Genomic DNA, 7717 nt, shown 5'->3' with positions numbered 1-7717 from the left:
CGCCCCATGGAGTCACCGGGGCCGCGGGACTACCCCGGGGGCGCGGGGCCCCGTGGTCGCGCCCCGGCCGGGGCCCGCATGGCCCGACGGATACCGTCGGACCATGCGGCCCCGGTGCTTGCCGCGGCGGCGTGGCGCGGGTCAGCTCTTGTGCGCGAACTTCCAGGCGGTGGGGAGCGCGCCCATCGCGAGGACGGCCTTGAGTGCGTCACCGATCAGGAACGGGGTGAGTCCGGCCGCGATCGCCGCGGAGGCGGACATGTGGGCCGCCAGGGCCAGGTAGGGGACGCCGACCGCGTAGATGACGGCCTCGCCGAGGATCATCGTGCCGGCCATGCGCAGCGGGGAGCGGTCGGCGCCGCGGCGGGCCAGGGCGCCGACGAGGGCGGAGGCGAGCAGCATGCCGAGGATGTAGCCGAAGGAGACCGTGCCGGCGCCGGAGCCGCCGTTCGCGAACCACGGCACGCCGGCGACACCGGCGACCGCGTACAGGGCGAGGGAGAGGAAGCCGCGGCGGGCACCGAGGGTGGTGCCGACGAGCAGCGCGGCGAAGGTCTGGCCGGTCACCGGCACCGGGGAGCCGGGCACCGGCACCGACAGCTGGGCCGCGAGGCCGGTGAGCGCGGCGCCGCCGGCCACGAGGGCGGCGTCACGGACACGGGAGGACGGCAGCAGGTCGGCGAGGACTGCGCCGGGACGAGCGGCGACGGTGGCGGTGCTCATGGGGACTCCGCGGGATGGTGTGGACACGTCGGGACACGGCGACGCTATCCCAGCGGCCCGGTGCCGATCACCGTCGGTGCTCGACAAAGCGGCGAACGGCGCAGTCGTACGCTTCGCACAAAGCGTGCCGCTTACACCTGGGCGGGCGTGATGCCAGTCACGGAGGCAGAGACGTCCGGCTCACTCCCTCGCCCCTCCGCGGAACTGTAGGTACCCGCCAAAGCCCGGTCGGGGCGCGTCTCGCCCGTCGGTCGCCGTCATGGCGGTGCCGTACACCACGGTGGCCCTGCTGGATCTGCGCGGCAGGGTGGTGGCGCGGCGGGAGCTCAAGCACGGGCCGACCGATCCGGGCCGGGTGCTGGAGCGGGCCGCCGAGGGGCTCGCGGGACTGTTCGCCACGGTGCCGGGCCGGTGCCCGCTGGGCGTCGGCGTGGCGCTCGGCGGCTGGGTGGACCGCGCGACGGGCACCGTCGTGGAGCACGAGCTGCTGGGCTGGCGGGAGGTGCCGGTGCGGGAGCTGCTCAGCGCCCGCACCGGGCTGCCGGTCCATGTGGACGGCCACGCGCGGGCGCTGGTGAACGCCGAGCGGCTGTTCGGGCGGGCCCGGGGAAGCCGCAGCGTGCTGCACCTGTTCGTGGGCAACGTGGTCGACGCGGCGTTCGCGACCAACGACGAGGTGCACCACGGGCCGCGTTCGGCGGCCGGGGCGATCGCCCATCTGCCGGTGCCGGGCGGCACCGAGCCGTGCCCGTGCGGCCGTACCGGCTGCCTCCAGGCGGAGTCGAGCGAGCGGACGCTGTGCCGGCGGGCCCGCGCGGCCGGGGTGATCGTCTCGGCCAACCCGATGCACGTGGTGGCCGCGGCGGCGGGCGGGGACGCGGTGGCCCGGCGGCTGCTGGTGGACCGGGCCCGGGCGACCGGACGGGCGGCCGGGCCGCTGCTGGACGTGCTCAACCCGGAGACGGTCGTGGTGACCGAGGTGGGCGTCATGCACTTCGAGGACTGCCTGGACGCGCTGCGGGAGGCGGCCGGAGAAAGCCGTGCGGCAGCCGTGGTACCGACGAGTTTCCCGGATTCGGTACTGGCGGTGGCGGGTGGATCCGTCATGCTCGACGTGTTGTTCCGAGATCCGCTGAGTGCGTCACCTGAGCCTATTTAATTCAGAAACTCGGAATGTTGACAGGAGTCGCTCATGGCCGGGAACATGCTGGTCATGGACGTACTCATCAGCTGTCGCACCTTCTGTTGCTGACATATTGCCGCGCATGAAGCGCGTGTTTCCCGCTGCGTGAGTTTCCCTTCTCCGGCCTGTCGTCCCGGAATTCTTCCTGCCTTTCCCCTTCTTTTCCCCTGGGAGTCCTCCCATGCACCGTCGTGCCTTTCTCACCTCCCTGGCCGGGGCGTCCGCCGCCGTCGCGGGCCTCAGCGGCTGCACCAAGGGCGATGCCTCCGCCGACACCAAGGGCGCCGCCACCAGGCCGCTCGCCGCCGAGGTCCCGGCCGGCACCAGCCTGAAGATCGCCTCCTACCTGGGCCAGCAGCAGCTCCAGTTGAAGCTGGCGAAGCTGCCCGAGCCGCCCTTCAGGGTGTCGAGCTGGGCGAACATCGGGGCGGGCCCGGATGTGATCAACGCCTTCCGCGCCAAGTCCCTGGACCTCGCCAACAACGCGGGCATCCCGCCGATCCAGGCGCACTACCAGGGCTTCTACGCGAAGATCGTGGCGATCGACATCACCCGCAAGCCCAACTACCTCTTCGCCACCAAGCCCGGCAGCGACATCCGCACGATCGAGGACTTCCGGGGCAAGCGGCTCGCCTTCTCCCAGGGGCAGGCCCAGGGTGTCGTCCTGCTGCGGGCGCTGAAGCAGGCCGGCCTGGCGTACGACGAGGTGAAGCTGATCCCGCTGACCAGCAACCAGTTCCTGACGGCGCTGCAGTCCGGCCAGGTGGACATCGCCCCGCTCGCCAACAACCAGGCGCCGGCGTACCTGAAGCAGTACGAGGGGAAGGGCGCCCACGTCATCAGGACCGACGTCGTCGACCTGCTCAACCTGCTGTGGGCGCCGCAGTCCGTGCTGAACGACCCGGCGAAGGCCGCCGCGATCGCCGCCTACATCCCCGCGTGGGCCAAGGGCCAGGTGTGGACGTACGAGCACCCGGACGTGTGGAACGAGGAGTTCTACGTCAAGACGCAGAACCTGACCCCGGAGCAGGCGAAGTCCATCACCGCGCTCGCCAACAAGCCTCTCTTTCCGCCCAGTTGGGACGAGGCGATCAAGTGGGAGCAGGAGACCGCCGATCTGCTCGCCGAGGGCGGCTTCGTGAAGAGGTTCGACGTGTCCTCGCTCTTCGACCACCGCTTCGAGTCCATCGCCGCCAAGGCCGTACCGGCGGAGTACCGGAGGTGACCGCCGTGACCACGACGACGACAGCCGTGGCGGCGCGGGCCGCCGAGGAACTCTCCCCGGTCCGTCGGCGCCGCCGGCTCTCCCCCGGCCGTCGACTGCCCGCTGCTCGGCTCGTCGGCCCGCTGCTGCTGCTCGTCCTGTGGGCCGCCGCCTCGGCCGCCGGAACGCTCGACACGGGTGCCGTGCCGGCGCCCTGGACGGTCCTGCGGACCGCCGGCCACCTGTGGACCGACGGCACCCTGCCCACCGATGTGCTGACCTCCCTGGAGCGGGCCGGCTACGGTTTCGCGATCGGCCTGACCGCCGGGGTGCTGCTGGCCCTCGCCGCCGGCCTCAGCCGGACCGGGGAAGCGCTGATCGACGGGACGGTGCAGCTCAACCGGGCGATCCCGACCCTCGGCCTGATCCCGCTGTTCATCCTCTGGCTGGGCATCGGGGAGACCTTCAAGATCGCCATCATCGCGATCGTCGTCTACGTCCCGATCTATCTGAACACGCACGCCGCACTGTCCGGCATCGACAGCCGCTTCGTCGAACTCGCCGAGGTGCAGGGCCTGTCGAGGTTCACCTTCATCCGTCAGGTCGTGATCCCCGGCGCGCTGCCCGGCTTCTTCGTGGGACTCCGGCTCGGCGTGACCGGCTCCTGGCTGGGCCTGGTGGTCCTGGAGCAGATCAACGCCACCAACGGCCTCGGCTACCTGATGTTCCAGGCGCAGAACTACGGCCAGACCGACGTCATCCTGGTCGGCCTGCTGATCTACGGCGTCTTCGGCCTGGTCTCCGACAGCCTGGTCCGCCTCGTCGAACGGAGGGTGGTGTCATGGCGCCGCACACTGAGCAACTGACCCGGCCCGCCGTCCGGATCGAGGGCCTGACCCGGTCGTTCGAGGACCGTACGGTCCTCGACGGCATCGATCTCGACCTGCCCGCCGGGCAGTTCACGGCCCTGCTCGGCCACAGCGGCTCGGGCAAGTCCACCCTGCTGCGGGCGGTCGCGGGCCTGGACCACGGGGTGGCCGGGAGCGGGCGGATCACCGCGCCGGAGCGGGTGTCGGTGGTGTTCCAGGACTCCCGGCTGCTGCCCTGGCGCCGGGTGCTGGACAACGTCCTGCTCGGCCTGGACGGCAGGGACGTCGCCGAGCGCGGCCGGGCCGCACTGGCGGAGGTCGGCCTGGGCGGCCGGGAGCGGGCCTGGCCGGGCGAGCTGTCCGGCGGCGAGGCGCAGCGGGCGGCGCTGGCCCGCTCCCTGGTGCGCGAGCCGGAACTGCTGCTGGCCGACGAGCCGTTCGGGGCGCTGGACGCGCTGACCCGGATCCGGATGCACCACCTGCTGCGGGAGCTGTGGAAACGGCACCGGCCGTCCGTGCTGCTGGTCACCCACGACGTGGACGAGGCGATCGTGCTCGCCGACCGGGTCCTCGTCCTGGACCAGGGCCGGATCGGCCTCGACCTGACCATCGACCACCCCCACCCGCGCTCCTACCGCGAGCCGGTGCTGGGCGCCTACCGCGAGCGGCTGCTGGCCGCGCTCGGTGTCACGGAGGACCACGCATGACCAGGCAGCTCCATCTGAACGCGTTCCTGATGAACACCGGGCACCACGAGGCGTCCTGGCGGCTCCCGGAGAGCGACCCGTACGCCCACGTGGAGCTGGGTCACTACGTCCGGCTCGCGCGGATCGCCGAGCGCGGCACCTTCGACTCGCTCTTCCTCGCCGACGGCCCCCAGCTGTGGAACAACCTCGCGCAGCGGCCGGCCGGCGCCCTGGAACCGCTCACCCTGCTGACCGCGCTGGCGACGGCCACGGAGCACATCGGCCTGATCGCCACCGCGTCCACCTCCTACAACATCATGCCCGCCGTGCTCCCCTCCGGTCTGGAGGCCTTCGTCGGGCACGTCGTACCGATCCTGCGCGCCCGCGGCCTGCTGCGGGCCGAGTACGGGGCTCGCCGCACCCTGCGGGAGCGCTACGGCCTGCCCCGCCCCGCCAACCAGTACACCGCCCCCGCCGCCGCCCTCGTCTGAAAGGAACCGCCATGCCCATCGAGATCACCAAGGTCACCGCAAGGATCGGCGCCAAGGTCTCCGGCGTCGACGTCTCCCGGCCGCTCGCCCCGGAACAGGTCGCCGAGATCCGCGAGGCCCTCAACGTCCACAAGGCGCTCGTCTTCGACGGCGTGCGGCTGGACGACGCCGGCCAGCAGGCCTTCGCCCGCCACCTCGGCGACCTGACCACCGCGCACCCGACCGTCGGCGCCGTCGAGGGCGCCCCGAACGTGCTGCCCGTGGACAGCGAGCGGGGCCGCGCCAACCACTGGCACACCGACGTCACCTTCGTCCTGAACCCGCCGCAGGCCAGCACCCTGCGCTCGATCACCGTCCCGCCGTACGGCGGCGAGACCCTGATCGCCAACGCGGCGGCCGCCTACCGCGATCTGCCCGAGCCGCTGCGCCGCTTCGCCGACACCCTGTGGGCCGAGCACACCAACGACTACGACTACGCGGTGCCGGAGGAGGACATCGACGAGGAGCGGGCCGCCCAGCGCGCCGAGTTCACCTCCGTCAAGTACCGCACCGCCCACCCGGTGGTCCGCGTCCACCCGCTGACCGGGGAGCCCGGTCTCTTCATCGGCGGGTTCGCGCAGCGGATCGTGGGCCTGTCGGCCGGCGAGTCCCGCAAGATCCTCGACCTGTTCCAGGTGTACGTCACCCGGCCGGAGAACGTGCTGCGCTGGCGCTGGTCCGAGAACCAGCTGGTCCTCTTCGACAACCGGATCACCCAGCACTACGCCATCGACAACTACGACGGGCGCCCGCGCCGGCTGCACCGGGTGACCGTGGCCGGTGACCTCCCGGTCGGTGTCGAGGGCAAGGAGAGCTACTCGATCGAGGGCGACGCCTCGCACTACACCCCGCTGGCCGCGTAGCCGACGGTTCACCCACCGTGCGTCGGGTGTCCGCATAGTGGGCGGCCCGTCCGCGTGAGCGGACGGGCCGCCCAGACTGGCGGAGTTTTCACCCGCCTGTCGCACCGGGAGAACCGCCCCCCATGCCCAGCACCACCACCAAGACGCCCCCGAGGGAACAGGGCGCCTCCCTCTCCCACGGCCTCAAGCAGCGCCATCTGTCGATGATCGCCCTCGGCGGGGTGATCGGTGCCGGCCTCTTCGTCGGCTCCGGGGCGGGCATCGCCGCCGCCGGTCCGTCCATCGTGATCGCCTACACCGTCTCCGGTCTGCTCGTCATGCTGGTGATGCGGATGCTCGGCGAGATGTCGGCCGCCTACCCGTCGTCGGGCTCCTTCTCGGCGCACGCGGAGCGGGCGATCGGTCCCTGGGCGGGCTTCGCCGCCGGTTGGTCCTTCTGGGTCCTGCTCTGCACGGCCGTCGGCCTGGAGGGCATCGGTGCCGCGGGCATCGTCCAGAGCTGGCTGCCCGGCACCCCGCAGTGGATGTGGGTCGCCCTGTTCATGGTGGTGTTCTGCGGGGCGAACCTGACGGCGGTGAAGAACTTCGGCGAGTTCGAGTTCTGGTTCGCCGCGCTCAAGGTCGGCGCCATCAGCCTCTTCCTCGTGCTCGGCGTGCTCGCCATCACGGGTGTGCTGCCCGGAACGGACTCCCCGGGCGCCTCGAACCTGACCGACTTCCTGCCGCACGGCAGCGAGGGCCTGCTGGTCGGCCTGCTCGCCTCGGTCTTCGCCTACGGCGGCCTGGAGACGGTCACCATCGCGGCGGCCGAGTCGGAGAACCCGGTGCGCGGTGTCGTCTCCGCCGTCCGCACGGCGATGTGGCGCATCGCCCTGTTCTACATCGGCTCGATGGCGGTCGCCGTCACCCTCGTGCCGTGGGACTCGAAGGAGGTCGTGGAGAAGGGCCCGTACGTCGCCACGCTCGACCATCTGGGCATCCCCGGTGCGGGCCAGGTGATGAACGTGGTCGTCCTGGTCGCCCTGCTGTCCGCGATGAACGCCAACATCTACGGCTCCTCGCGCATCGCCTACTCGCTCGTCGAGCGCGGCCAGGGCCCGAAGTCGCTGGCCAGGCTGTCCGGCGGGGTGCCCCGGATCGCGGTCCTCACCTCCTGCGTCCTGGGCTTCGTCTGCGTGCTGCTCAACTACTGGCGCCCGGACGACATCTTCCGCTGGCTGCTGAACATGATCGGCGCGGTCATCCTGGTCGTCTGGATCTTCATCGCCGTCTCGCAGCTGCTGCTGCGCCGCCGGATCGAGCGGGAGGCCCCCGAGAAGCTGGCGGTCCGCATGTGGGCCTTCCCCTGGCTGACCTGGGTCGCGCTGGCCGCCATGGCGGTGATCTTCGTCCTCATGGCCCGCGAGCCGGACACCCGTCTCCAGCTGTACTCGACGGGCGGCATGACGCTGGCCCTCGCGGCCGTCGGCTACGGTCGGCAGCGGGCGCGCGCCAGGCGCTGAGCCCCGAATAAGCGGAAGGGCCCCCATGTACGGCACATGGGGGCCCTTCCGTTTCCGGCGACTCTAGGTGTACTCGGCCAAGAGGTTGGTGACTCGCGTCGGTAGTTGATCAAGAGGAGACCTCCGGGCGTAGTGGAGATGCCTGTCTTCACGACAA

Annotated in this window: 7 protein-coding genes and 1 pseudogene; 7 read left to right on the top strand and 1 reads right to left on the bottom strand. The window is 71.5% G+C overall.

Annotation, left to right across the window (positions count from 1 at the left end):
* Positions 1-141: 141 nt before the first annotated feature.
* Complete coding sequence (locus ABVB68_RS36445; RefSeq protein ID WP_353605515.1) at positions 142-723, bottom strand: biotin transporter BioY; 582 nt, start codon at positions 721-723, stop codon at positions 142-144.
* Between the two features lie 217 nt (positions 724-940).
* On the opposite strand from ABVB68_RS36445, the pseudogene ABVB68_RS36440 reads away from it, so the two are divergent.
* From ABVB68_RS36440 to ABVB68_RS36410, 7 genes and pseudogenes are all read left to right on the top strand, one after another.
* Positions 941-1882: pseudogene (locus tag ABVB68_RS36440) on the top strand (ROK family protein); the annotation flags it as partial.
* Between the two features lie 205 nt (positions 1883-2087).
* Positions 2088-3131, top strand: coding sequence for an ABC transporter substrate-binding protein (locus tag ABVB68_RS36435; protein WP_353605514.1), 1044 nt, complete (start codon positions 2088-2090; stop codon positions 3129-3131).
* Positions 3128-3976 carry an ABC transporter permease gene (locus ABVB68_RS36430; RefSeq protein ID WP_503006564.1) on the top strand — a complete coding sequence of 283 codons (849 nt, stop codon included), beginning with the start codon at positions 3128-3130 and terminating at the stop codon, positions 3974-3976. Before ABVB68_RS36435 ends, ABVB68_RS36430 begins: the two co-directional genes overlap by 4 nt.
* The gene (locus ABVB68_RS36425; protein WP_353605513.1) at positions 3952-4686 is read left to right on the top strand and encodes an ABC transporter ATP-binding protein; all 735 of its coding nucleotides are present in this window, start codon (positions 3952-3954) and stop codon (positions 4684-4686) included. Before ABVB68_RS36430 ends, ABVB68_RS36425 begins: the two co-directional genes overlap by 25 nt.
* The gene (locus ABVB68_RS36420) at positions 4683-5156 is read left to right on the top strand and encodes an LLM class flavin-dependent oxidoreductase (protein ID WP_353605512.1); all 474 of its coding nucleotides are present in this window, start codon (positions 4683-4685) and stop codon (positions 5154-5156) included. The genes ABVB68_RS36425 and ABVB68_RS36420 overlap by 4 nt, the downstream gene beginning before the upstream one ends.
* Before the next feature lie 11 nt (positions 5157-5167).
* A complete protein-coding gene (locus tag ABVB68_RS36415) occupies positions 5168-6058 on the top strand; it encodes a TauD/TfdA dioxygenase family protein (protein WP_353605511.1) in 891 nt (296 codons plus the stop codon).
* 122 nt (positions 6059-6180) lie between these two features.
* Positions 6181-7560 (top strand): amino acid permease, encoded by a 1380-nt coding sequence (locus ABVB68_RS36410; protein WP_353605510.1) that lies wholly within the window; start codon positions 6181-6183, stop codon positions 7558-7560.
* Positions 7561-7717 lie beyond the last annotated feature (157 nt).

The organism is Streptomyces sp. NPDC096012, from assembly GCF_040426375.1.
GTDB lineage: Bacteria > Actinomycetota > Actinomycetes > Streptomycetales > Streptomycetaceae > Streptomyces.
The sequence above is the reverse complement of the archived record's forward strand: the minus strand, read 5'-3'. Positions and strand labels throughout refer to the sequence as shown.